This window comes from Euzebya pacifica, assembly GCF_003344865.1.
Taxonomy (GTDB): domain Bacteria; phylum Actinomycetota; class Nitriliruptoria; order Euzebyales; family Euzebyaceae; genus Euzebya; species Euzebya pacifica.
In genome coordinates, this window is sequence record NZ_CP031165.1 from 3,179,383 (window position 1) to 3,202,233 (window position 22,851).

A 22,851-nucleotide genomic window follows, 5' to 3' on the forward strand; every position below is an offset into this window, starting at 1 on the left:
CTGGCGGGCGTGGAGCTCGATCTTGGGTTGGTGCGCACCTTCGTGGAGGTGGCCGACACCGAACACTTCGGTCGGGCCGCGGGCCGGCTGCATCTCGCGCAGTCCGCGGTCAGCCGTCGGATCCAGCGGCTGGAGTCCCAGCTCGGGGTCTCACTGCTGGTGCGGACCAGCCGCTCGGTCGTGATGACCGACGCGGGCCAGACCTTCCTCACCGATGCCCGCGCCCTGCTGGCCGCAGCGGAGGCCGCTCGACGGCGCCTCACCGCCCATCAGCGGTTGGAGGTCGCGTTCGTCCCCGGGGTCAGCCCGAGCCCGGTGATCGCCGTCCTGCGGGCCGACGGCCACGACCTCGACATCGGCATGCGACGGGTGCAGTGGTACGAGCAGGGCGACGTGCTGCGCACCGGCGGGGCCGACGTGCTGCTCGGCCGCCTGCCGATCTGCGGGGAGGGGCTGCGCACCGAACCGCTGTGGACGGAGTCACGGATGGTGCTGCTGCCGACCAACCATCGCCTGGCGGACCGCTCCACGGTCCAGCTCGCTGACCTCGCCGAGGAGCCGATGGTGCGCCACGACGGCCCGGTCGCGGTCAGCTGGGACGCCGAGCACAACATCGATCCCCGGCCCGACGGGCGACCGGTGCCCCGCGGACCGATCGTGCGCACGCTCGAGGAGAAGCTGGAGTACGTGGCGTCCGGCGTCGCCCTGACGATCCTGCCGTCGTCGGCGTCGACGCTGTTCGAACGCGACGACCTCGTCGTGGTGCCCGTCGCGGATGCCCCGCCGGCGACCGTGGCGTTGGCGTGGCCCGACGACCGTCAGCGACTGCCCGCCCGTGAGGTGTTCCTGGCGGCTGCCCGCACGCTGCGGCGCTAGCCCTCGCCGTCCCCGTCGGGGTGGCGCCGTCCCTCCATGTAGCGGCTGAAGCCGCCCTTGAGCTGGCCGCCGAGGTTGCTGTCGCGGTCCTCGCCCAGGGTCTTGAGCTGGTTGCCGGCCGCGACGGCGCTGACCAGCATCAGGACGAAGCCGGCGAAGGCGACGAAGGGCCCCCACGGGTTGATCGCGATGGCCAGCAACATGAACAGTCCGAGGACCAGTCCGACGATGGCGTACCGCAGGCGGACACGGCCCAGGCTCGCAGGGGTGCGACGGATGCGCTTGACGAACTTGGAGTCCTCGTTGGCGAGCTGGGACTCGATCTCGGAAAGGATCTGTTGTTCGCGATCCGAGAGGGGCATGGTGGCGGTCTCCGCTGGGGGTGGATGAGTGTGTCGGACCGTCGGGTGACGACGGGACGGCATGGACCGATTGTGGCCCACCGACGCGTGCAGCGCAGCCCCATTGTGACCGTCGCTGCACCACCGGGCCAGCTCGGCCCGAAATCATGAACCGAATTCAGTGGACGCTGGCGTCCTCAGCGGCCGGTGAACTCCGGGGGACGGCGCTGCATCGCGGCCGTGGCGGCCTCCACGAAGTCGGCTGAGGAGAGGCAGGCCTGCTGATGCTGCCGCTCGGCCGCGAGCATGTCCTCGCGCTGTGCACGGTAGGACCGACGCAGCAGGCCGGGGACGGCGCCGATGGCGACCGTGGGGCCGGCGGCGAGCTCGGCCACGAACGCGCGGCTGGTCGTCTCGAAGTCCTCGGCGGGCAGCACGCGGTCCACGAGCCCCCACGCCAGCGCCGTCTCGGCGTCCACGCGACGGGCGGTCATCGACATGTCCGCCGCACGGCCGAGCCCGACGACACGCGGCAACCGCGTCAGGCCGCCGAGGTCGGGGACGAGCGCCCACTTGGCCTCGAGCAACGCCAGCTCCGCATCCGGGGCGGCGAGCCGCATGTGGGCGGCGAGGGCCAGCTGGCAGCCAGCGCCGAAGGCGACCCCGCGGATGGCGGCGACGACGGGAACGCGCAGGTCCTCCAGGCCCGTGAAGGCCTGCTGCAGGTAGGCGATCCAGTCGTCGGCGGGCTTGTCCCCCGACGCCTGCTGCCCGAAGAGGCTGATGTCGAGGCCGCTGGAGAAGGCCCGCCCCTCGGCACGCACGAGGATCGCGCGGACGGTGCCTGCCTCGATCGCCTCCCGGGCCCGGTCGGTGGCCTCGTGCAGCCCGTCGAAGACCCCCTGGTCCATCGCGTTGAGCTTGTCGGGGCGGTTCAGGGTGACGGTGCCGACACCATCCTCGGCAGCCTCGAACACAACGCGATCACTCATCAGGGGGCTCCTCGGGACGGGGCGCCCGAGCCTACTCCCCCGGCCCGTGGCCGACCCCATCGAGCCCATCGGCATCCCTCGCTCGTCGGGGCTCACTCGTCGAGCAGGGCACCGCGAGTCACCGACCCGTCGCCGAAGCGGTCCCGAGCGGAGTCCGCCGCACGTTCCAGCTGCTGCCAGCGGTCGTCGGCGGTCATGCTGAGCTGCCGAGCGGCGCCGGCGGGCACCAGGTTGGTGACCCTGACCCCGACCAGCCGCACCCGCACCCGTTCCAGCCGCAGGGCGTCCAGCAGCAGCGCGACGGTGCGATGTAGCTGGGTGGCGTCGTCGAGGGGGCGGTCGACGGTCTTGCTGCGGGTGATGGTGGAGAAGTTGGCGTACCGCAGCTTCAGGGTGACGGTACGACCGGCCACGCCGTGCTTGCGGAGCCGTCGGGACACCTTCTCCGACAGGCGCAGCAGCTCGCGCCGGAGCACCTCGGGGTCGTCGATGTCGGCGTCGAAGGTCTCCTCGGCACCCATGCCCTTGGTCGACTCGTGTCGTTGGACCGTCCGCGGATCCCTGGCCATCGCCAGGTCGGCGATGTGGGAGGCCCCGACCTCACCGACGATGCGCACCATCGTGTCGCGAGGCACGGCACGCACCTCGGCAACGGTGCGGATGCCGAACTTCTCCAGGCGCTCGGCCGTCTTGGCACCGACGCCCCACAGGTCGCGCACCCCGAGCGGGGCGATGTAGTCCAGCGCAGCCTCGGTGGGGAGGTGCAGCAGGCCGTCAGGCTTGGCCTTCCCCGACAGCAGCTTGGCGAGGAACTTGTTGTGGGCCACCCCCACGCTCGCCGGCAGCCGCAGCTCCTCCCTGATCCGTTCGCGCAGCAGCTCCCCGATGACGACGGGTTCGCCGAACAGGCGGATGCTGCCGCTGACGTCGAGGAAGGCCTCGTCAAGCGACAGCGGTTCGACCATGGGGGTGACGGACTCGAAGATCTCCCGCAGCTGGGCCGACACCTCGCCGTACAGGTCGAAGCTGGAGCCGACGACCACCGCGTGGGGGCACAACCGAAGCGCCCGCGCCATCGGCATGGCGGACCGGATGCCGAAGGCCCGGGCCTCGTAGGACGCGCTGGCCACGACGCCCCGCCCACCGGTGCCGCCGACCAGGACGGGGCGGCCGGCCAGCTCGGGACGTTCACGAACCTCCACCGACGCGTAGAAGGCGTCCATGTCGACATGGAGGATGGGTTCAGCGATGGACATGGCGACCCTCCATTGTGCTCGCGCTGTCCCGTGTCGGGGACGGTCCGGAGATTTCTCCTACAGACCCGCTCCGCGCGTTCCGACAACCCAACCACAGCCGAATTTCCGTTCGCCAGGCTCGCCCTCCATGCCGTCCTCCGTTCCAGCACCCGTCGACCCCAGGACGCTCGCGCGCACTGCGGGCCTGCGGCAGATCCACGTACCGCGCCTGGAAGAGGTCGATCGACGACGTGCCCAGCTGTGGGGACTGTCGTTGCTCGTCGCCGTCGGCGTGCCGGCCATCATGGTTGCGGTCGGGATCAACGGCCTGCCCGACATCCTCCGCCAGACCTTCGACCTGCGGACCGCACGGCTGGCCATGCTCGCCATGCTGGTGGTGGTGATGGGCTACGTCGCCGAACGCGAGATCACGCTCCGGCGCCTGACCTCCCTCCTGGTCGAGGAACGCGTGATGACCGCGTCGCTGGTGAACCGGGTGGAGGAGCTGAACCTGCTCCTGCACGCAACCCGGGCCATGAACGCCGCGCTGGACCTGCCGCACGTGCTGACGGAGATCTCCCGGTCCGCCGCAGCGCTGCTGCGGGCCGAGTCCGTCGTCCTGTACCTGCTGGACGGGTCCGCCCCCGACCACCTGGAGGTTGCGGCGGTCCACGGGCCGGCAGGCGTCGAGGTCGGTGCCGCAGAAGCGCTGGACGCAGGCCTTGCAGGCCGTGCGATGCACGAACGCGACGCACTGCTGTCCACCGAGGACCACCGCGGTGCGCGGCGTGCCGGTGTGACCGGTGGCGTGATCGCAGTGCCCATGGAGGTCAGGGGCCAGCTCGTGGGGGTGCTCCAGGTCGCCGCAGGTACGCCTCGGGACGCGTTCACCGAGTTCGACCTGCGTGGGGTCTCGGTGTTCGCCAACGCGGCGGCAGCCGCCATCGCCAACGCGCGGTCCTACGAGGACCAGCTCGGTCGTGTGGCCAGCCTGCTGGACGCCGATCAGGCCAAGGACGAGTTCCTGACGCTGGTCACCCACGAACTGCGAACGCCGCTCACGTCGATGATCGGCCTGCTGAGCACGATGTCGACCCGGTCCACGTCGCTGACCCCCGACCAGATCACGGAGTTCGCGGGCATCGCGCAGACCCAGGGCTGGCGGCTCGACCGCTTGATCGGGGACCTTTTGGACTCCTCCCGGTCCCAGCGTCGTGCGCTGGAGATCCACCCGGAGATCACCCCCGTCGACCGGGTCGTGCGCTCGGCGGTCCGTGCAGTCGACCAGTCCACCCCCGACCGCGACGTGCGCTGCGAGGTGCCCGAGGGCCTCGTCCGCGTGCTCGACTCCGACGTCCTGCTGCGGATCGTCGACAACCTGCTGTCCAACGCCCTGAAGTACACGCCGGCGGACTCCCCCATCGTCGTCCGGGTCTCCGAGGAGGCCCGAGGCCTGCGCATCGACGTGGTCGACCACGGCGACGGGATCGACCCGGCCTCGCGCACCGCGCTGTTCGACAAGTTCACGCGCGGCGCCGACCCGTACGAACGTGGCGGGCTGGGCCTTGGCCTGTACGTGGTTCAGGCGCTGGCCGAGGCCCACGCCGGCCGCGTCGAGATCACCGAGACACCCGGGGGTGGCGCGACCTTCAGCGTGTGGCTGGCCGCGTGGTCCTCGATGGAACCGGTGGACTCCCCAGCTGCGGTCGACTGAATCCCTGTCGACTGAATCCAGGTCGACTCCGGTCGGGTTGGTCACCTTGCTCGGCGCAAGCAAATCGTTCCCCACCGACTGCCACGCCTCTTCTACGCTGCACGAAGTGCGTGCAAGTCGAACAGAGGGGACGGCATGTCGAACAACCCGTGGCAGCAACCACCCGGGCAGGGCGGTCCGCCGGGCTGGCAGCAGCCTCCCGCGCAGGGTGGGCAACCCGGCTGGCAGCAGCCGCCGGGACCGGGCGGGCAACCCGGCTATCCCAACCAGCCCGGTTATCCCAACCAGCCCGGTTATCCCAACCAGCCCGGCTATCCCAACCAGCCCGGCTACCAGGGCCAACCCGGCCCTCAGGGCCAGCCCGGTCCCCCGGGGTTCCAGGGGCCGCCGGGCCTCGGTGGCGGGGGTGGGGGTGGGTGGCAGCCCCCCAAGAAGCCGCTGATCCAGCGGCCCGCGTTCTTCGTGCCGCTCGCGCTGGTCATCGTCCTCGGGGTGGGCGCGACCGTGTTCCTGCTGGCGCGCGACAGCGGGGACGGCGACGTGGCCCTCGGCGACCCGACCGAAGCGGCGCAGGACGAGGGTCGGGACGACGACCTGGTGGACGCCATGGCCTCGGTCGAGCCGACCGAGGCGGCCAACGCCGGCAGCATGGCCGAATCCATGACCGACGCGCTGGCCACGCCCGATCCCGAGGCGGCCCAGACCGAAGCGGTTCGCCCCGAACCGTTGGGCGCGATGCCCGAGGCACCCCCGGAGCCCGCACCGTTCGAACCCGCCGCCACTCCCCTGCCCCAGCCCATGCAGGACGCGGGGATGAGCGACGGCGACCTCAGCGACCTTCGCGCCATCGCGCTCCCCGTGACCCCGTTCCAGGAGGCAGCGCTCGACGTTGGGGTCGACCAGGTCGCCGTCGTCGTCTTCGACCTCCAGGTGGGCGACACGGTCAGCGTGACCGCCATCGGTTCCCAGGACCCCGACCTGTTCGTGTTCGGGCCCGATGACGCGCTCGTCATCGAGGACACGATGATGGGCCCGGGTTCCAACGCGCTCGCCAACGTGATCTCCGCCCCCGTGGCCGGGCAGTACCTGGCCGCCGCCGTCAACGCCACGGGCGCGCCCGGGCAGATCTCGATGACGCTGCAGACCTTCGCGGAGTTCGAGCTGCTCGACGTGCCCAACGGCACGGTCGCCCCGCAGGACATCACCACCTTCGACCTCGAGGCCTTCGCCGGCGAGCGGATCCACGTGCTGGTCGCCTCGTCCACGTTCGTGCCGACGATCGGCATTGGCCAGGGCGGCGACATCCTGGCGTTCGGCAGCATCGTGGCCGACAACGTGCAGCTCGTGGAGCTCGACGTGCCCGCCGACGGTTTCTTCGACGTGGTCGTCTTCGGCGACGACACCGGTGGCAGCTTCGTGATGTACACCACGGTGCAGGTGGGTGCCTGACCCCACGGTTCCGACCGACCGGCCGGACCGACGCGGACCGACGTCCGGGTGGCGCGTGGGGTCGCCACCCGGACGGGATGCCGGATGGCGGGGCCAGCGCCTGGGGCCGAGCGGAAGGGGCACCCGGGGCGGACCCGTGCCGGGGCGGGGGACGACCGACATCTAGCGGCCCGCCGATCCGCCGGAGGAGTGCCACAGCTTGCGTGGCGGTTCGGGGTGGTCGGTCCTGTCGGGTTCGGTCCTGTCGGGTTCGGCCCGGTCGGGATGCCGGGGGTCGTTGCGCGACAGCCGTCGGGTGTCACCCGGGTCGACGCCGGGATGGCGGCCGGCCGGGTCGGCCCAGGTCGCGCCGTTGGGGCCGATGCGTGACGGCCGGCCCGGCGCATCCCCGGCCCCTCTCCCGGGACCACCTCCGCCGGGACGGTAGGGCACGGTCTCGACCATCTGAAGGTGCTCCTGCTCCCGTCCCGGCATGACGATGCCCGACCTGCCGGCGGCACCGCGGATGGTCTCCGACGGCGCACCGTCACCGAAGTCGCGGTTGGCCTGGTCGTCGGGTCGGCCCTGCTCGGCCAGCGCCTCGTCCAGCCACCCCTGCTGCCAAGCGGTCATCAGGCGGCGCATGTCCCAGGCCCGGTCGGCGGTGACGGTGACCCCACGCTTGCCGGTGCGGTGCACGACCCCCTCCACCACCAGCAGCCAGGTGTGGAACACCGTCCAGGCACAGCGGTCGTGCACGGACTCGAAGAAGGTGGCGTCGCCGATCCCGGTGGCGTCGTCGAGGGACAGGAAGATGATCCGCTGCCCGGACTTCACCGGCGGGGTCTGGGTGGCGACCTTGACCCCGGCGATGCGGACACGCTGGTTCTCGCGGCAGTCCAGCAGGTCGCTTGCCCGTGTCACCCCGACGGTGTCCAGCAGCGTGTCGTAGAAGGTGACGACGTGTCGGGTGGCGTCCATGCCGACGACCTCCAGCTCCGCCCGCACCCGTTCGCTGTCGCGGTACTCCGGCAGTCCGGGGGCCTCGGCCGGGGCGAGCAGGCCCAGCTGGATCGGCTGCTCGGGTTTCTTCGGGTCGTGGCGCTTGAGGCCGCTCCATCGCTCCCCCACCTCCAGCAGCAGGTCCCGCCGCGTCTTGGCCCGCCCCCCGTCACCGACCACCAACCCCACTCCACCGATCGCATCCAGCGCCCCCGAGTGCGCCAGCGACTCCACCACCGGCTGTGACAGGCGGGTGCGCAGGCGGAGGTCCTCGATGGAGGTGAAGGGACGGCCGGCCAGGATCGAGTCGATCATGTGGTCGTCGATCCGCTCGATGTCCTGCAGGGCCAGCCGGATGCCGTAGCGCCATCCCGGTGTCGCCGCCCCCTTGTCGAAGCCGGCGGAGGGAACCAGCCGGTCGCCGTCCCAGCGCCAGCCACGGGGCAACCGACCCCGACCACCGAGCTCCATGGACCGATGGACCCCGAGCAACGCCAGCGCCTCGTCCTCGCGGATCACCTCCACCCGGTAGTCCCTGGCCGAGGCGTTGATGTCCAGCGGCAGGATCGCCACCCCGAACTGTCGGGCGTCGTCGAGGATCAGCCGACGCGGGTACATGCCCGGGTCGTGGGTCAGCACGCCGGCCATGAACTCCGGCAGCAGGTTGGCCTTCAGCCACGCCGAGCGGTACGTCGGCACGCTGAACGCGGCGGCGTGGGCCTTGCAGAACCCGAAGGAGGCGAACTGGCTGAGCGCGGTCCACAGCCAGTCGGCCACGTCCGGCGCGATGCCCCTCGCGGCAGCGCCCGCCTTGATCCAGCGTTCGAGCTCGGCCTTCTGCGTCGGGTCACCCAGCCGGCGGCGGACCAGGTCGGCCTCGGCCAGGTCACAGCCGGTGACTGCGGCCACGCAGCGCATGACCTGTTCGTGGTAGACGATCACGCCGTAGGTCTCGCCCAGCGCACGGTCCAGCAGCGGGTGGGGAACCCCGGTGCCCTCCTGCCCGTGGCGTCGCCGCAGGAACGGCTTGATCATGTCGCCCTTCACGGGGCCTGGCCGGAACAGGGAGATGTCGACGACGAGGTCGCCCTGGTGCTCGGGCTGGAACTTGCCGATCAGCTCGCGCTGGCCGGGCGACTCGATCTGGAACATGCCGAGGGTCCTGGTCGAGCGGATCAGCTCGTAGGTGCCCTCGTCGTTCCACGGCACGTCGTCGAAGTCCAGGTCGACGCCACGGGTGCGTCGGGACTCCTCCACGCAGTGGGCCATGCTGGACAGCATCCGGACCGCCAGCACGTCGAGCTTGCACAACCCCAGCGCCTCGACGTCGTCCTTGTCGTACTGCGCCATCGCGAAGCCGGCAGCCGACCGTTCCATCGGCACGATGTCGCGCAGGGTCGCGTCGGCCAGCAGCACCCCCGAGGGATGCAGCGCGACGTGGCGGGGGAACCCGTCCATCCGCTCGACGACGTCGAACAGCAGCGCCAGGTGGCCGGAGTCGATGTTGAGGCCCTGCAGCTCGGGCAGGTGGGCCAGGGCCGGACGCACGTCGCCGGCGCGGACGTGGGGGAAGGACTTGGCGATGTAGTCGACCTCGCCGGCCGGTAGCCCCAGCGCCTTGCCGACCTCGCGGATGGCCATGCGCGCCTTGAACGTCTCGATCATGCAGACGCAGGCGACCCGGTGTTCGCCGTAGGTGTCGAGCAGGTCGCGGTAGATGTCCTCGCGGCGGGCCGACTCCACGTCGATGTCGATGTCGGGCAGCTCGTCGCGGTAGGGGTTCATGAACCGCTCGAACGCCAGGTCGTGGGCGATCGGGTCGACGTCGGAGATCCGCAGGGCATAGGTGATCAGCGATCCGGCAGCGGACCCGCGGCAGGCGGCCAGGATGCCCTTGGCACGGATGCGTCCCATGACCTCGGCCACGGTCAGGAAGTAGGGGGCCAGCCCCAGCTGGCGGACCATGTCCATCTCGCGGTCCAGCAGCTCGGTGTGACGGTCCTCGACCACGGCGAACCGTTCCTTCATGCCGGTCTCGCAACGGTGGCGCAGCTCGGCCAGCGCCCAGCCGGGATCGGCCGCCTGGTCGGGAGTGGCAGACGCGAAGTCGGGGACCCGCAGTCGGCCCAGCCCCATGTCGACGTGACAGCGGTCGGCCACCCACATGGTGTTGGCGATCGCATCGGGCCGTTCGGCGAACACCCTGGCCATCTCCTCGGGGGTCTTGAGGTACCCCTCGGCGTTCCTGCGGGAGGAGTGGTGCTGGGCCAGCGGGACCTGCTGGCGGACCGCGTCCATGACGTCGGCGACGCGGGCGTCCTCACGACGCAGGTACCGAGCAGCCTGGTGGGCGACGGCACGCAGTCCCAGCTCGTCGGCCAACGCGAAGGTCCGCCGGGCCGTGTCGTCGTCACCGGGTGCCAGGTGGTGGGTGACCCCGACCAGCAGCCGGTCGGGGCCCACGACGTCCATCCAGCGCTGAGCCTCGGCCCGTGCCGCGTCGCCACGGCCCGCTGCCAGCAACCGGCCCACGGGCGAGCGGTCGGTCAGCATCACGAACAGCCCGTCGGTGGCACCGAGCCGCTGGCTGGCGGCGTCCCACCGCAGGTGCGGGTCTGCGCGGACCGAGGACAGGTGGTGGTCGGTGACGGTCCGGTTGAGGGTCGCGAATCCGTCGATGTCGGCGGCGATCAGCGTGACGCGTGGGGCGTCGTCCTCCAGCCATGCCTGGCCCGACCCGGGCCCCATGACCCGACCGATCCCGCTGGCCGACGCGCGGCTGATCCCCCATCCGGGACGGTCGTCCTCGGGATGCAGCGCGAGGTCGGCCCCGAAGATCGGACGGACCCCCTCCGCGGCGCAGGCCTGGGCAACCCGTACCCCGCCGTAGAGGCCCGCCCGGTCGGCGAACCCGACGGCTCCGGCTCCCATCGTGGCGGTGGCCCTGGCGAGCTCGCGGGGGCGGATCACCCCATCGCGCAGCGAGTAGCAGGTCCTGGATGCGAGGTGCACGAAGTCGGCGGTCATGGTGGGACGTCCCATTCGGTCGGGCGCGACGGGGAAGGACGACCCATGGAGGGGACGAGCATCGCGTATCGAACATGTGTTCGTTACACCATGAGTGTGCGGTGTGACATCCCCGTCGTCAACCGGACCGCAGGGGCCGTTCCGACCTCAACCCTCGCGGTGCTCGAACTCGCTGACGGTGTCCTTCATCCCCGCGATGACCCCACCGAGGTCCTCCGCCGACACCGCCGGCGCCAGCAGGTGCCCCTGCGCCAACGACACCCCGAGCGAGCGCAGCACGCGCACCTCCCCGGTGTGCTCGACCCCCTCGGCGATCACGCGCAGGCCAAGCGCATCGGCGAGCACGAGCACACCCGCCAGGACGCGCTGGGCGGCGGGATCACGATCGATCCCCCGAACGATGCTGTCGTCGACCTTCAGCACGTCGTTGGGCATGTGCCGCAGGCGCGAGAAGCTGGAGAAGCCCGCCCCGAAGTCGTCGATGGCGATCCGCACGCTCGCCCCCCGCAGCGCCGCCACCGCCTCGCGCACCCACACCCCATCGGTGTTCAGCACGTGCTCGCTGAGCTCGATCACCGTCCGGTTGCGATGCGCACCGTTGCCCAACCGGGCGATCAGCCCCTCGAGCCGGTCACGATCCCGGAACTGGCTGAGCGCCACGTTGATGTACAGGTCGACGCCGAGGTCGATCGGCAGCGTGGACATGGCCCGGTCCAGGGCCCACCAGCCGAGGTCGGCGATCAGGCCCGATGACACCGCTGTCGGGACGAACACCGAGGCGGGGAGTACACCCAGCTCGGGGTGCCGCCAGCGCAGCAGCGCCTCGACCGCCTCGACCCTGCCGTCGGAGAGGTCGACGATCGGCTGGAACCAGACCTCGAACTCCCCCTCCGACCACGCCTGCTCGACCATCGTGGCCGACAGGTCCACGACCGGACCTGCGGCAGCCACATCGCCGTCGGCGGTGCGGATCCGTCCCGGACCGTCGGCCTTCGCCAGGTACATCGCAGCGTCGGCTCGCCGCAGCAGCGTCGAGGGGTCCTCGCCACCTCGCGCCGTCGCCACCCCGATCGACACCGACAGGCCGGGAAGCTGCAGCGGTGCCACGAGGTCCCCGTCGAGGTCGAATGGCCGGCCCAGCGCCTCGCGCATGCGCTCCGCCACCTCCTGCACGGCCTGCATGTCGTCCACGTCGGTGAGGACGACCACGAACTCGTCGCCACCGTGGCGGACCAGCAGGTCGGAGGGACGAAGGCACCCGCTCAGGCGCCCCCCGACCATCACCAGCAACCGGTCCCCCACCACGTGCCCGTGGGTGTCGTTGACCGGCTTGAACCCATCGAGGTCCAGGAACATGAGCGCAACCCTGCGGCCATCCCGTTCGGCGCGGCCGAGCGCCAGCCGCAGGTGGTCCGACAGCACGGTCCTGTCGGGCAGGCCGGTCAGCGCGTCCCGACCGATCCGATCGGTGCCGACGATGCCGGCGATGTGGCTGTCCCGCCGACGGAGGACCACGAGCAACCCGAGGGTCCCGTCCTCATTGCCGTGGGCGCTGACCTCTGCCCGCGCGCTGACCTCGCCGTCCGCCCCCCAGAAGCGGACGTCGGTCACGACGGGGTCGGTCGAGGGTCCTCCCGTGGCACCGACGTCGCGCAGCAGGCCGAGGAGGCCGGAGCGGTCGGCGGGGTGGATCGCCTCCCACCACCCGTCGCCGAGGTCCTCGTCCGACCCGACGCCGCGGCTTCGGGCCCAGAGGTCGTCAACCGCCCTCGCCTGCAGGTCGGTGTCCAGCTCGATGACCCCCAGCGTCTGGCTCTGCGTTGCCAGCTTGGTGCGCACCTCGCTCGTCACGGGCAGGTGGATGACGGTGGCCCCGCCGCCGGGCACGGATGTGACGTGGATCCGGTACCAGGCGAGGCCCTCGGGGGTGTGGCAGGCGTAGTCGACCGGGGCGGCGGCATGGCCGCCGTCGAGCACGCGCCTGATCACGATCCCGAGACGCCCCGCGGTGTCGTCCGCGTGATCCGCGGCACGGCGGCCGAGCGCGTCGAGGTACCGCTCGCCGACGTCGACGAACGTGGTCCGTTCCGGGTCCCCCGCTGCGATCCGGCGCCACTCCTCCGACGTGCCCACCACCACGCCGTCTTCATCGAGCAACGCCGCCGCCCACGGGATCCCGTCCATGTGGTGTGCCTGCACCGTTCGGCCACCATAAACGGAAATCGTTGTTCCACACAAACGTCCGAGCGGACGAGTGAACTTCGTTCGACAGGCGGTCGGCTCAGGCAGCTCGACGTGACACGACGGCGGAGGAGACGAAGACTCGCTCGCCGTCGGTGTAGCGCAACCGCTGCTCACCGAGGTCGATCAGGGTGTAGGACTCGGTGTTGCCGTCGTCGTGCTCTCGGCGCACCAGGTCGCCGGCCACGTGATAGGTCGACCCGGACCGGGTGGTCACCACGATCTCCCCGGCGGCGTTCCGGCTGGCGCCCCCGAGGGGTGCGGACGGGACGGCGGGGACGGGCGCGGGGACGGTCTGGACGAGACGCGGTGGCATCGGGAACCTCCGGAAGGGGACGGTGTCCGATACTTCCCGTTGTGGCGCGTCGTGACGCTCCCCCATCCGGCCACCGTCCGGACGGCCGTTGCCCACGGCTGTCCTCGTGTGGGCGGTAGCGTCGGGTCCGTGCCCACCCCCGCGCCGGACCCCGACCTGCAGCCGATCGACGACGTCCTGCCGACCCGCGTCGCCAACCTGCGCCTGCTGATCTGCGGCATCAACCCGGGGGTGGCGTCGGCCCGGACCAACCGCCACTACGCCGGCCCCGGCAACCGGTTCTGGCCGGCGCTGTCAGCCAGCGGGCTGGTCCCCCACCTGGTCGGACCCGACGACCAGCACCTGCTGCCGGGGTGGGGCATCGGCATGACCAACCTGGTGGCCCGCCCGTCGGCCAGGGCCACAGAGGTGACAGCGGCGGAGCTGCGCGACGGCGGTGAACGGCTGCTGGCGTTCGTCGCGCAGCACCGACCCGTCGTCACCGCGGTCCTCGGGGTGACCACCTTCCGGATCGCCTTCGCCCAGCCGACCGCGCAGCGCGGTCCACAACCGGACCGCCCGGACCTGTGGGTGCTCGACAACCCCTCCGGCCTCAACGCCCACACCAGCGTCACCGCCCTGGCGACGGCACTCGCCGCGGCAGGTCGGGCTGCCGGGCTCGACCCCGCCCGTTGAGGCGGTCGGCGCTGGCTACGGCAGGGGACGTCCGTCGACGACGTCGCCGGCGACGTCGTGGATCGGCCGGCGGCTGTCGCGGGCAGCGGTTCGGAGGCGCTCGAACGCCTGGGCCGTCGGTTCGTTGTGGCGTTCGGCGAGGATGCCCTTGGCCTGCTCGATCACCACACGGCTGTCCAGCGCGTGCTGCAGGTTCCTCGTCAGCTGCTCGGAGCGCGCCAGGGTGGCGGCGTTGGTGACGTACCCGGCGGCCATGTCGGCCAGGATCCGGGCGACGTCGAGGGAGCCGTCGTTCCAGCTGGTCACCGATCGGCTGTAGACGTTGAGCGCGCCGATGCGCACGTCGGCGGTGAGCAGCGGCACTCCGGCGACCGCGACGCACCCGTTGTCCAGGGCGACGGGGCGATACACGGGCCAGCGATCCTCGTGGCGCAGGTCGGAGGAGAACACGACCTCACCGGCCGCGAAGGCATCCTGGCACGGTCCCTGGCGGGCCTCGATCTGCGTTTCCTCGATGCGGACGACGCTGTCGTCGGTGGCGCTGACGAACCGCAGCGTGTCGCCGTCAGCGATGGAGACCCCGGCGCCGTCGACCTCGAGCACGTGCATCACCTGGTCCGACAGCCGGTAGAGCACCTGCCCGATGTCGTATCCCCGGGCGATGGTGGCCGCGTAGTCGGCAAGGGTGTCACGCAGGGCATGCTGGTCGACCATGGTCGCGTCTCCCGGTAAGGGCGAAGGGAGACGGCGTGACCCCGATGGGGCCTCGCCCGGCAGGGTCCTGGCCGAAGGTCCGCTGCCGCTGGCAGCTGGGACGGCGCTCGATTCGAGGTGCAACCACAACCTAACAGACTGCGACCCAGCTGACGGTCACAACCGCAGGTCGTCCTCCACGACCTGCCGGGCGACGTCGTGGATTCGGTTCCGGGTGCTGCGGGCGTGGCGCCGGAGGCGTTCGAAGGCATCAGCCGTCGGGACCCCGTGGCGTTCGGCGAGGATGCCCTTGGCCTGTTCGATCACCACCCGGCTGTCCAGCGCGTTGCGGAGCCGCTCGGAGAGCTCCTCGGACTCGTTGAGGGTGATGGCGTTGAGGATGTACCCGCTGGCCATGTCCGCCAGGGTCTGGGCGGTCGCGACGTCCTCCTCCGACCAGCTGCCCGCGTCGCGGCGGTACAGGTCCAGCGCCCCGATCTTCTGCTCATCGGCACGCATCGGGATGCCGGCCACCGCGAGGAACCCTGCGTCCCGGGCCTCCGTTCGGTACCGGGCCCAGCGCCCGTCGTCCCGCAGGTCGTCCGACACCACGCTCGCGCCGGTCCGGAAGGCGTCCTGGCACGGTCCCTCGCCCAGGGTGATCTGCACACCCTCGACGCGGACGACGTCCTCGTGGGTGGCGCTGACGAACTGCAGGCCGCCGTCGGGATCGGCCACCGATACTCCCGCACCGTCGACGGGCAGCACCTCGACGACCTGGTCGGCCAGTCGGTACATGACGTCGCCGACGTCGTACCGGCGGGAGATGGTGCGCGCGTAGTCCGCGAACACGTCGATGAACGCAGCGTAGTCAACCAAGGGGGCCTGCCTGAGTGTCGAGCGACGGAGTGAATCCGGGAACGCCAACGGCGTCCCCACTCGGCATGGTCCGGGCCAAGATCTGCGGGCGGTCGGGACGAAGGTTTCCGACCGGGGGGAAAGCTAGCAGGCCGTCGGCGTTCGGGAATGAAGGTTCCTCCGCCGTCCGGACGAGCACGCGATCGGCCGGGTGGACCCGCCACCGGCACGCACTAGGCTCCCGGGCCATGCACGTCCATTTGATCGACGGGACCTACGAGCTGTTCCGCCACCACTACTCCCCGCGAAACAACGACCCCGAACGGGGAGCGATCCGGGGCGTGCTGCGCAGCATGGTGTGGTTGCTGGAGCAAGGCGGTCCCGACGGCACCCCTGTCACCCACGTCGGCGTGGCCACCGATCACGTCATCGAGTCGTTCCGCAACGCCCTGTGGCCGACCTACAAGTCGTCGGCGGGGATGCCCCCGGAGCTGACGGCCCAGTTCCACCCCCTGGAGGATGCGCTGCGGGCCCTCGGGCTGACGGTCTGGGCCATGACCGACCTCGAGGCCGACGACGCCCTGGCGACTGCCGCCGCGCAGGCCGCCGCGGACGACCGCGTCGAGCAGGTGGTCATCGCGACCCCCGACAAGGACCTCGGGCAGTGCGTCGTGGGCGACCGCGTCGTGCAGTGGGACCGCATGCGGGGCACCGTCCGCGACGCCGACGGCGTGTTCGACAAGTTCGGCGTGCCCCCCGCCGCCATTCCCGACTGGCTGGCGCTCGTCGGGGACACCGCCGACGGCTTCCCGGGCATCCCAGGCTTCGGCGCCAAGACCGCCGCGACCCTGCTGACCCGGTTCGGCCGCATCGTCGACATCCCGACCGACCCGACCGGGTGGGGCAAGGGTGTCCGTGGCGCCGCCCGGCTCGCGGAGACCCTCGCCGAGCGCCGCGCCGAGGCCGAGCTGTTCACCACGCTCGCCACCCTCGTCACCGATGGCGACATCGGCACCACCGTCGATGACCTGGAGTGGACCGGCCCGACCGAGGACTTCGCCCAGCTCTGCACGACCCTCGACGCCGACGACCTGCCCGAACGGGTCGCGGCGGTGCTCGAGGCCCCCGCCGACCCCGGAGACGTTGCCCTGTGAGCCCCAGCCCAGCCCCCCGTCCGCGGGCCATGACGGTCCAGACCCACGACTACCACACCGGTGGCGAGCCGTTTCGCATCGTGACCGGTGGCATCCCACCGATCGGCGGCTCCACCGTGCTGCAGCGGCGTGCGTGGATCGCCGAGCACCTGGACCACGTCCGCCAGCTCCTCGTCAACGAACCGCGCGGCCATGCCGACATGTACGGCGGCTTCGTCGTGCCACCCGACGACGACGGCGCCGACCTCGGCGTGGTGTTCTTCCACAACGAGGGCTACTCCACGGCCTGTGGGCACGGCACCATCGCGCTGGCGACCTGGGCGGTGGAGAGCGGCATCGTCCCCGTCACCGGCGACGTGGTCGACGTCGTCATCGACGTGCCGTCGGGCCGTCTGCCCACCCGCGTGCACGTGCGTCCCGACGGCACCGTCGAGCAGGTCGTGTTCACCAACGTCCCCTCCTTCGTGAAGGCCCACGTCGGCATGGAGGTCCACGGCATCGCCGTCGACGTCGACATCGCCTTCGGCGGGGCGTTCTACGCGATCCTGCCCGCCGCGGCCGTGGACCTGGAGGTCGTGCCCGAACAGCTCGACGAGATCATCGTCACCTGCCGCTCCATCAAGGACGCCCTCAACGCCAGCGAGGAGTTCGTGCACCCCGACATCCCCGAGCTGCGCGACATCTACGGCGTCATCCTCGTCGACGAGCTCGAGGACGCCGATGACGGGTCGCTGCGGCAACGCAACGTGACGGTGTTCGCCGACGGCGAGGTCGACCGGTCGGCCACCGGCTCGGGCACCTCCGCCCGGCTGGCGCTCCTCCACCGGCAGGGCGTCCTGGACGCCGGCCGGATGCTGCACAACCACTCGATCGTCGGTTCGGTCATGACCGGGGCGGTCTCGGCGGAGGCGACCGTGGGCGACTACCCCGCCGTCGTCACCCATGTCGGGGGTCAGGCCTTCCCCACGGGCATGCACACCTTCGTGCTGCGGCCCGACGACCCGATCGGCACGGGCTTCCTGCTGCGCTGACCACGCGGTTCACCACCGCGGCCGTCGGGTACACGAGTCGGCATGATCACCACGACCAACCCCGCCGATGGCACGACGATCGCCGAGTACGCTCGCCACGACGACGGCGAGGTGGAGGCACGCCTCGCACGGTCCTGGACCCGCTTCACCCACGACTGGCGCACGCGTCCCCTGGACGACCGCACCGACCTGCTCGAGCGGCTGGCCGACGTGCTCGACGACCGGACCGACGAGCTCGCACGGCTGATGACCGCCGAGATGGGCAAACCGATCCGGGCAGCCCGCAGCGAGGTGGAGAAGTGCGCGTGGCTGTGCCGTCACTACGCCGAGACGGCCGAGACCTACCTGGCAGGCCGCTCGATCCAGACCGACGCCGCGAAGTCCTACGTTCGCTACGACCCGATGGGCCCGATCCTGGCCGTCATGCCGTGGAACTTCCCGCTGTGGCAGGTCTTCCGGTTCCTCGTGCCCAACGTCGTCGGCGGCAACACCTGCCTGCTCCGCCACGCATCCAACGTGACCGGGACGGCGCTGGAGATCGAACGGATGGTGGCCGAGGCGGGCGGCCCCGACGGACTGTTCACCACGTTGCTGTGCGACCACGACACCGTCGAGTCGATCATCGGGGACCGCCGCGTGCGTGGCGTGACCCTCACCGGATCCGACGTCGCGGGCCGTGCCGTCGCCGCTGCCGCCGGACGCAACCTGAAGCCGTCGGTCATGGAGCTCGGTGGTTCCGACCCCTTCATCGTCCTCGACGACGCCGACCTCGACCTGGCCGCCCAGCTGGCCGTGGACAGCCGCTACCTGAACTCCGGACAGAGCTGCATCAACGCCAAGCGGCTGATCGTGGCGGAGTCCCGCTACGAGGACTTCCTCGACGCCCTGGTCCAGCGGGTCAAGGGGCTGGTCGTCGGCGACCCGACCGAGGAGTCCACCGACATCGGCCCCCTCGCGTCGGAGGGACATCGCGACACCGTGGCCGACCAGGTGCACCGCACCCTCGTGCACCGCAACGGTGGCGAGGCGCTCGTGGGTGCCACCATGATCGACGGGCCGGGCGCCTTCTACGCCCCCACCGTCATCCGCGACGTGAACCCCGAGGCGCCCGCCGCATCGGAGGAGGTCTTCGGTCCGGTTTCGGCCGTCATGTCCGCCGCGGACGACGACGTCGCCGTGGCGCTGGCCAACGCCACCAGGTTCGGGCTCGGTGCCGCCATCATCACCGGCGACGACGAACGCGGCGAGGCCGTCGCCGCCCAGATCGACGCCGGCATGGTGTTCGTCAACCAGCTGGTCAAGTCCGACCCGCGGCTGCCCTTCGGTGGCGTCAAGGACTCCGGCTACGGCCGTGAGCTCTCCCAGGAGGGGGCAGTGGCGTTCCTCAACACCAAGCTGGTCTGGGTCGACTGACCCTCCAGCGCACTGACCAGGGGGCAGCGGGTCAGCCGTCCCCGTCGTCGCCGTCGTCGCCGTCGAAGATCACCACGGGGATGCCGAACCACGTCCACGCGGCCAGCAGGCCGAGGACGACCGCCAGCACGATGGCCGTCCCGTGTCCGACGACGACTGACGTGGCCAGGTAGAGCGCCGCGACGATGGCGACGGCGGCGAGGATGGTGCCGATCAGGGCGACGCGGACGGCCGTTCGCAGGTGCCGTTCGTGCTTCCGCGCCACCCCGCCGCCACGTTCCACCGAACGCACGCGCTGGTGGGCGCTGGGCGCGATGAGCATGACCGCCGAGGACGCCGCCGCGATCATCGCCACCATGAACGCCGTTCGCTGGAACTGGTCGAGATCGGTGAAGTTGGCCTGGAACGGCAGGACGAGGAGGAAGGCCATGAGGACCTCCACCCCCGGGAGGGTCGTGCGCAGGCCCTCCATCAGCGAGCGGAACTGCTCCTCCACGGAGCCATTCGTGTCCGCTGTCTGGGCGGAATCGGCGGTAGCGTCGCTCATGCGACAGAACCTTGCCGGCTCTCCGCGTGCACAAACATGATGTTTCGACCACGTGCGCGCGTGGGCAGGTCAAGGGGCAAACACCAGCGAGTCCCTACCACCCCTGGAGCCACAACCATGATCCGTCATCTCGCCCGCGCCATGATGGCCGGCATCTTCATCTACGGGGGCGTCGACGCCCTCCGCAATCCCGCCTCGAAGGTGCAGGCGGCCGAGGACGCCGCGGACGCGCTCCCCGACGACGTGCCCTTCCCGCCCGCCGACGACGCCGAGACGATGGTGCTTGCCAACGGTGCGGTGCAGGTGGTCGGCGGTGGCCTGCTGCTGTTCAACATCCTCCCCCGCCCGGCGTCGCTGGCGCTGGCCGGCAGCCTCGTGCCCACCACCATCGGTGCGCACCGCTTCTGGGAGGCCGAGGGTGCCGAGCGCCAGTCCCAGCTCCTGCACTTCCTGAAGAACGCCGCGATGTTCGGTGGCCTGGTGATCACCGCCATGGACACCCAGGGCAAGCCGGGTGTCGGCTGGCGTGCCGGCCACCTCGTCGACCACGCCGGTCACGAGGCCGAGTGGCGGGTCCGCGAGGCCGAGCTGCTCAGCCAGCTGGCCCGCGCCCGCGCGCAGGGGAAGGCCGACGTCGCCCGCGCGAAGGCCCACACCAAGGCGGCCGAGACCCGCGCCGCCGTCTCCGACATCAACGCCCGCACGGTCGCGCCGGCGCGTCAGGCCGTCAAGGACACCAAGCGCAGCGTCCGCGCCCTGAAGGCAACCGGCCGCACGACCGGCAAGGTCGTGGGCAGGACCCTCACCGGCGTCGCCGGCGCCGCGGGCACCGGAGCCACGATGGCTGCCCGCGGCGTGAAGTCCGCGGTCAACTCCGTCCGAAGCGACGGCTGACCGCAGCCAACAGGCCCAACGGGGCCACCACGAGCAGCAACGACCCGCCGCCGGTGGAGTCGCCGGGCACCGGCCCGGCCCCTCCGGCGGCGTCGTCGGTTGCAGGCCCGGTGCCGAGGCCCGGCGCGTCCCACGCGAGCGCGTTCTCCAGGACGTAGAGCCCCGAGTAGGTCAGCGCGTAGTCCTTCAGGCCGAAGCGGTGGTCCTGATCCTCCGACGGGCGGTGCAGCCCGCCACCGAGGATGCGGACGACCCCGTCCCCGAGCGGCAGCTCGCCGATGGACGTGCGCGTGCCGTCGTCGCTGGAGCCGGTGTTGTTGCCGGTGGTCGCCACGACGTGGCCGCCGGCGGCCTCCCACGCGCTGGTGGTGACGATGCTCATCGGCGAGGCGTTGTTGCCGATGCCGAACCCGATGAGGGAGAACTCCGCCAGCTGGCGGGCGTTGCCGCGCAGCCCCTCCGCGAGGGGGTGCGCGCCGTCGACGAAGTTGGCGTAGGGCATGTAGGTGGAGATGTCGACCACCGCACCGTCGTCGAGGACGTCCATCTCGGTCAGACCGTGCAGGGCCCGGTCGGTGAGGACCAGGTTCCCACCCCGTTCGACCCAACCGCGCAGGTTGGCCCAGTAGTCGTCGGCGTCGAACGGCCGGCCGAGGCCGTCCTCGGGGGCGACGCCTCGGTCGAGGTCCAGGTCGGCCATCACGATGGTGTCGAACTGGTCGAGGTACGCGGGATCGGCAGCGATGTCAGCGGACTGGAGCTCGTGGGCACCGTTCTCGATGTAGCCGGAGGAGTCGGTGAACCAGTCGACCTGGGAGGCGGAGTAGGGCGCCTGCGCGACCGGCTGGCCGTCCTGGCCGACGCCGTCAGCGGACGGGCCGGGCAGCCGGCCGGGGCCGTCGGCGTCGGTGTCGGTCACCCGGTTGGGGTCCAGCACGTACCCGACCCTGCCCCCGCCGGTCTCGATGGTGACGTCGGCGAACTCGGTGTCCTGCTGCAGGGCGTAGGCCATCGCCGTCGTCACGATCGCCCGGGTGGCGTTGATGTAGTTCTCCTGCAGCACGACCGACCAGGCGCGACCGAGGGCACGGGCGTCGGCATGGTTGAGCGCGATCTCGTAGTCCATGCCGGTGACGGCCAGCTCGGCAGCCAGGTAGTCGCCGATGAACCCGGTGTCGGTGTAGCCCAGGGTGTCCCAGACGGTTCCCCAGCGGGCCGGCTTGATCGGCACGACGTTGTCAGCCGCGCTGGTCGGCAGCGAGTCCTCGAGGCCCTCACCGGCGTCGCCGCCGAAGAACTGGTCCTCGAGGAAGTTCGGGACGCCCTCGAACAGGGTGGCGTCGATGACGGACTTGGTGCGTTCGGCGATGGCCATCAGCTGGCGGTGCTTGATGGTGTCGAACTGCCCGGCCGGATACATGATGTCGGACCAGGCCCGTGACTGGGTCTCGCCGTGGATGTCGGCGCCGTAGGCCAGGCGTCCACCGGGGCTGATGGCGGCAGCCTCCTCGAGGAAGCGCACACCCCATGCCATCTCCGACTCCTGCAGCGGGTTGCGGGAGGGGTTGATGCGGCCGACCGTCGGCATCTGACGGTTCAGGTCGGTGCCCATCGCGTTGCCGCGCGTGTACAGCGTCCCGTCGAGGAATCCACGGTCGGGATCGGTCAGGGCGGTGTTGTCCCCGGCGACCCAGCCATCGGTGTTGAAGTGCATCAGGTAGATGACCTCCTGGGCCAGGACATCGGCGACCTCGTGGGAGGCGAACACGGGCTCCTGGCCAGTAGTCGACTCGTAGCCGGGCACACCATCGGCGATCTCGCCGCCGTTCTCGGCCATCATCACGAGGTCCTCGGCGACACGGGCGCCGCCCTCGCGTCCGCCGATCTCGTCACCGTGGACCGACAGGGAGAACGCCAGGCCGAGCTTTCCTTCGTCGGGCACGTCGTGGTCGGTGATCTTGACCACCCAGATGTCGCGTCCGTCGCCGCTGTCGCCGTCCTCGTAGGAGCGGACGCCGTCAGGGCCCGCGCTGACGGCGGTGTCGTCGCCGTAGTGGTCGCGCAGGTTGAACACGCTGATCCAGCGCGGGTGGGTCTGCTGCAGGTACTCCATGCCGTGCACGAACTCGCTGAACCCGGTCGCGTCCGGGGTCAGCTGGATGTTGGCGACGGAGTGCTCGGCCTCGGGGAACACCCGACCCCCACAGGCCACCAGCGGCAACCCGCCCGCGTAGCCGTCGGTGCACACGGGCGTGGCCTGCGCGGCAGGCGCCAGGAGGCCGAGGACGAGGACGGCTGCAGTCAGCAGGCCGCCGGTACGGCGGAGGAGGACGGTTCGCACGGGATGGACCCTTGGCTCGACGAATGGGATCGGTCGAGCGGGGTCTTCGACAGCGGTAGCCGGGAGTCCTGCC

At 71.1% G+C, this 22,851-nt stretch carries 18 protein-coding genes; 8 read left to right on the top strand and 10 right to left on the bottom strand.

Features of this window, described 5'->3' with window-relative positions:
• Positions 1-9 precede the first annotated feature (9 nt).
• Positions 10-876 (top strand): LysR family transcriptional regulator, encoded by an 867-nt coding sequence (locus DVS28_RS13545; protein WP_164710500.1) that lies wholly within the window; start codon positions 10-12, stop codon positions 874-876.
• Here DVS28_RS13545 and DVS28_RS13550 read toward each other — a convergent pair.
• From DVS28_RS13550 to dinB, 3 genes are all read right to left on the bottom strand, one after another.
• Positions 873-1,238 carry a DUF3040 domain-containing protein gene (locus DVS28_RS13550; RefSeq protein WP_164710501.1) on the bottom strand — a complete coding sequence of 122 codons (366 nt, stop codon included), beginning with the start codon at positions 1,236-1,238 and terminating at the stop codon, positions 873-875. The genes DVS28_RS13545 and DVS28_RS13550 overlap by 4 nt on opposite strands.
• 176 nt (positions 1,239-1,414) lie before the next feature.
• On the bottom strand, positions 1,415-2,209 hold the full coding sequence (locus DVS28_RS13555) for an enoyl-CoA hydratase/isomerase family protein (protein ID WP_164710502.1): 795 nt from the start codon (positions 2,207-2,209) through the stop codon (positions 1,415-1,417).
• A gap of 92 nt (positions 2,210-2,301) precedes the next feature.
• Positions 2,302-3,465 carry a DNA polymerase IV gene (gene dinB, locus DVS28_RS13560; protein ID WP_114594176.1) on the bottom strand — a complete coding sequence of 388 codons (1,164 nt, stop codon included), beginning with the start codon at positions 3,463-3,465 and terminating at the stop codon, positions 2,302-2,304.
• A gap of 127 nt (positions 3,466-3,592) precedes the next feature.
• On the opposite strand from dinB, the gene DVS28_RS13565 reads away from it, so the two are divergent.
• On the top strand, positions 3,593-5,158 hold the full coding sequence (locus tag DVS28_RS13565; protein WP_164710503.1) for a sensor histidine kinase: 1,566 nt from the start codon (positions 3,593-3,595) through the stop codon (positions 5,156-5,158).
• A gap of 135 nt (positions 5,159-5,293) precedes the next feature.
• Positions 5,294-6,607: a hypothetical protein gene (locus DVS28_RS13570; RefSeq protein ID WP_164710504.1), complete on the top strand. Its 1,314-nt coding sequence runs from the start codon at positions 5,294-5,296 to the stop codon at positions 6,605-6,607.
• A 162-nt stretch (positions 6,608-6,769) separates the two neighbouring features.
• Here the strand turns inward: DVS28_RS13570 and DVS28_RS13575 are convergent, their stop codons facing one another.
• The 3 genes from DVS28_RS13575 to DVS28_RS28410 form a co-directional block, all read right to left on the bottom strand.
• Positions 6,770-10,615, bottom strand: a complete 3,846-nt coding sequence (locus tag DVS28_RS13575; RefSeq protein ID WP_164710505.1) for a DNA polymerase III subunit alpha — start codon at positions 10,613-10,615, stop codon at positions 6,770-6,772.
• 147 nt (positions 10,616-10,762) lie between these two features.
• On the bottom strand, positions 10,763-12,799 hold the full coding sequence (locus DVS28_RS13580; RefSeq protein WP_216826023.1) for a putative bifunctional diguanylate cyclase/phosphodiesterase: 2,037 nt from the start codon (positions 12,797-12,799) through the stop codon (positions 10,763-10,765).
• A gap of 97 nt (positions 12,800-12,896) precedes the next feature.
• Positions 12,897-13,172 carry a hypothetical protein gene (locus DVS28_RS28410; RefSeq protein WP_164710506.1) on the bottom strand — a complete coding sequence of 92 codons (276 nt, stop codon included), beginning with the start codon at positions 13,170-13,172 and terminating at the stop codon, positions 12,897-12,899.
• A 129-nt stretch (positions 13,173-13,301) separates the two neighbouring features.
• Here DVS28_RS28410 and DVS28_RS28415 point away from each other — a divergent pair, with 129 nt between their 5' ends.
• Positions 13,302-13,847 carry a mismatch-specific DNA-glycosylase gene (locus DVS28_RS28415; protein WP_164710507.1) on the top strand — a complete coding sequence of 182 codons (546 nt, stop codon included), beginning with the start codon at positions 13,302-13,304 and terminating at the stop codon, positions 13,845-13,847.
• A 15-nt stretch (positions 13,848-13,862) separates the two neighbouring features.
• Here DVS28_RS28415 and DVS28_RS13590 read toward each other — a convergent pair whose 3' ends face one another.
• A complete protein-coding gene (locus tag DVS28_RS13590) occupies positions 13,863-14,561 on the bottom strand; it encodes a GAF and ANTAR domain-containing protein (protein WP_114591927.1) in 699 nt (232 codons plus the stop codon).
• Between the two features lie 156 nt (positions 14,562-14,717).
• Positions 14,718-15,419: a GAF and ANTAR domain-containing protein gene (locus DVS28_RS13595; protein ID WP_114591928.1), complete on the bottom strand. Its 702-nt coding sequence runs from the start codon at positions 15,417-15,419 to the stop codon at positions 14,718-14,720.
• A gap of 227 nt (positions 15,420-15,646) precedes the next feature.
• Between DVS28_RS13595 and DVS28_RS13600 the strand changes: the two genes are divergently transcribed.
• From DVS28_RS13600 to DVS28_RS13610, 3 genes are read left to right on the top strand one after another with little or no spacing between them, the layout of a single operon-like run.
• Positions 15,647-16,552 (top strand): 5'-3' exonuclease, encoded by a 906-nt coding sequence (locus DVS28_RS13600; protein ID WP_114591929.1) that lies wholly within the window; start codon positions 15,647-15,649, stop codon positions 16,550-16,552.
• Positions 16,549-17,583 carry a proline racemase family protein gene (locus tag DVS28_RS13605; RefSeq protein WP_216826024.1) on the top strand — a complete coding sequence of 345 codons (1,035 nt, stop codon included), beginning with the start codon at positions 16,549-16,551 and terminating at the stop codon, positions 17,581-17,583. Before DVS28_RS13600 ends, DVS28_RS13605 begins: the two co-directional genes overlap by 4 nt.
• Before the next feature lie 45 nt (positions 17,584-17,628).
• Positions 17,629-18,996, top strand: coding sequence for an NAD-dependent succinate-semialdehyde dehydrogenase (locus tag DVS28_RS13610; RefSeq protein WP_425461055.1), 1,368 nt, complete (start codon positions 17,629-17,631; stop codon positions 18,994-18,996).
• 31 nt (positions 18,997-19,027) lie between these two features.
• On the opposite strand, the gene DVS28_RS13615 is transcribed toward DVS28_RS13610, so the two are convergent.
• A complete protein-coding gene (locus DVS28_RS13615; protein WP_164710508.1) occupies positions 19,028-19,543 on the bottom strand; it encodes a DUF6328 family protein in 516 nt (171 codons plus the stop codon).
• A 117-nt stretch (positions 19,544-19,660) separates the two neighbouring features.
• On the opposite strand from DVS28_RS13615, the gene DVS28_RS13620 reads away from it, so the two are divergent.
• The gene (locus tag DVS28_RS13620) at positions 19,661-20,437 is read left to right on the top strand and encodes a DoxX family protein (protein WP_164710509.1); all 777 of its coding nucleotides are present in this window, start codon (positions 19,661-19,663) and stop codon (positions 20,435-20,437) included.
• On the opposite strand, the gene DVS28_RS13625 is transcribed toward DVS28_RS13620, so the two are convergent.
• Positions 20,412-22,778 carry a M14 family zinc carboxypeptidase gene (locus tag DVS28_RS13625; protein ID WP_114591934.1) on the bottom strand — a complete coding sequence of 789 codons (2,367 nt, stop codon included), beginning with the start codon at positions 22,776-22,778 and terminating at the stop codon, positions 20,412-20,414. The two genes, DVS28_RS13620 and DVS28_RS13625, sit on opposite strands and share 26 nt — an antisense overlap.
• Positions 22,779-22,851 lie beyond the last annotated feature (73 nt).

Coding starts and splice junctions, on each gene's coding strand:
- DVS28_RS13590 (WP_114591927.1), bottom strand. CDS start 14,561: ATGGTCGACCAGCATGCCCTGCGTGACACCCTTGCCGACTACGCGGCC.
- DVS28_RS28410 (WP_164710506.1), bottom strand. CDS start 13,172: ATGCCACCGCGTCTCGTCCAGACCGTCCCCGCGCCCGTCCCCGCCGTC.
- DVS28_RS13575 (WP_164710505.1), bottom strand. CDS start 10,615: ATGACCGCCGACTTCGTGCACCTCGCATCCAGGACCTGCTACTCGCTG.
- DVS28_RS13565 (WP_164710503.1), top strand. CDS start 3,593: ATGCCGTCCTCCGTTCCAGCACCCGTCGACCCCAGGACGCTCGCGCGC.
- DVS28_RS13555 (WP_164710502.1), bottom strand. CDS start 2,209: ATGAGTGATCGCGTTGTGTTCGAGGCTGCCGAGGATGGTGTCGGCACC.
- DVS28_RS13550 (WP_164710501.1), bottom strand. CDS start 1,238: ATGCCCCTCTCGGATCGCGAACAACAGATCCTTTCCGAGATCGAGTCC.
- DVS28_RS13580 (WP_216826023.1), bottom strand. CDS start 12,799: ATGGACGGGATCCCGTGGGCGGCGGCGTTGCTCGATGAAGACGGCGTG.
- DVS28_RS13600 (WP_114591929.1), top strand. CDS start 15,647: ATGCACGTCCATTTGATCGACGGGACCTACGAGCTGTTCCGCCACCAC.
- DVS28_RS13620 (WP_164710509.1), top strand. CDS start 19,661: ATGATCCGTCATCTCGCCCGCGCCATGATGGCCGGCATCTTCATCTAC.
- DVS28_RS13615 (WP_164710508.1), bottom strand. CDS start 19,543: ATGAGCGACGCTACCGCCGATTCCGCCCAGACAGCGGACACGAATGGC.
- DVS28_RS13570 (WP_164710504.1), top strand. CDS start 5,294: ATGTCGAACAACCCGTGGCAGCAACCACCCGGGCAGGGCGGTCCGCCG.
- dinB (WP_114594176.1), bottom strand. CDS start 3,465: ATGTCCATCGCTGAACCCATCCTCCATGTCGACATGGACGCCTTCTAC.